The sequence below is a fragment of the uncultured Campylobacter sp. genome, from assembly GCF_938039205.1.
GTDB lineage: Bacteria > Campylobacterota > Campylobacteria > Campylobacterales > Campylobacteraceae > Campylobacter_A.
In genome coordinates this window covers 1-1430 of the sequence record NZ_CALHVM010000027.1, presented here as the reverse complement: position 1 = coordinate 1430, position 1430 = coordinate 1, and the positions used below count along the sequence as shown (strand labels likewise).

General features: G+C 53.1%; 2 protein-coding genes. Both read right to left on the bottom strand.

Annotated elements, in window-relative coordinates; all coding sequences use genetic code 11:
* Positions 1-301: hypothetical protein (locus Q0394_RS04455; protein WP_298945692.1), on the bottom strand; the 301-nt coding region annotated here is incomplete at its 3' end.
* A 200-nt stretch (positions 302-501) separates the two neighbouring features.
* Positions 502-1430, bottom strand: a 929-nt coding sequence (locus tag Q0394_RS04450) for a solute carrier family 23 protein (protein ID WP_298945691.1), incomplete at its 5' end; no start/stop codon positions are given.

Below are 1430 nucleotides of genomic sequence, written 5' to 3'. Positions count from 1 at the left end.
TAGCGTCCATGCCGACGTTTGTGTAGGAGTATCTGCCGGTATCAAGCGCGCGAAAACTCGCCGCGTCCGCGTCGCTCTCTAGCTCGTAAGGAGCGAGATTCCAAGAGCGTAGGTAAATTTTGCTGCCGATGTTGTAGTAACCCCCGATCTTTTGCGCGTCCGCGGGCAGCTCGCGCGAGCGGTCATACACCGATAGCTCATAGATAAAAACGAGCGAGACGAACATCGGCACAAAAAGTACAGCAAAGAGGAGCTTTAGCGCCTTTTTATCAAATTTGCTTAAGTTATTCGCCTTTTTCATAAGGCAATTATATATCTTGCTAGTTTAAAACGTTAGAAATTTAAAAGCGTTTGCGGGGGAAATTTTAAAATTTAGAGTGCGGTAAATTTGACGGCGAAAAGCCGCGGGTAAATTTAAACCTTATCAAATTTGACGGCAAAGCCTCAGCTCAAATTTACCCGCATTCGCGCGAAACGACGCAAGCTCCGCGCAAATTTAACTCAGTATCCGTCAAAATGCTTGGTCTTTGGCAACACCAAATTTAGCGTGATACCGATGAGTGCGCCAAGCCCCACGCCGCTAAAGCTCATCGCGCCGAAGTCCAGCACCATGCCGCCGATCGCGCAGACGAAGATGAGGGCGACGATGATCATATTGCGCGGCTCAGCGAGATCCACGCTGTTTTTTATGAGCGTTTCCATACCCACGCTAGCGATGATACCGAAAAGCAGCAGCATGATGCCGCCGATGACGGGAGCGGGGATCGTGGAGAGCGCGGCGCCGAGCTTGCCTACGAAGGCTAGCAAGATCGCCGCAAGCGCGGCAAAGGTCATGATGGCGGGATTGTAGGCTTTCGTGATGCTGACTGCGCCCGTGACCTCGGAGTAGGTGGTGTTCGGCGGTCCACCAAAGCAGCCTGCCAGCGACGTCGCGAGCCCGTCGCCTAGCAGCGTGCTTTTAAGCCCCGGGTTTTTGAGGAAATTTTCCTTTGTTACGTTACTGATCGCGAGCATATCGCCGATGTGCTCGATCGCAGGGGCGATCGCGATAGGCACCATATAGATCACGGCTTCAAGTTTAAAAACCGGCGCGGTGAAATTTGGCAGCGCAAACCAAGGCGCGTTTAGAATCGGCGTAAAATCCACTATCCCGACAAACAGCGACGCGCAGTATCCAGCCGCGATGCCGCAAAGTATCGGCACTAGGCGCAGCATACCGCGACCAAACATCATCACGACGATAACCGCCGAGAGCGAGATAAGCGCGATAGTAAGCGACTGCCCCTGCGTATAGAGCGCCTCTTTGCCCTTGCCCATGACCATATTTACGGCCGCGGGCGAGAGGATGAGGCCGATCGTCATGATGACGGGGCCGACGACCACGGGCGGTAAAATTTTATGCAAAAACCCCTCGCCTTTGAGCCTAATAA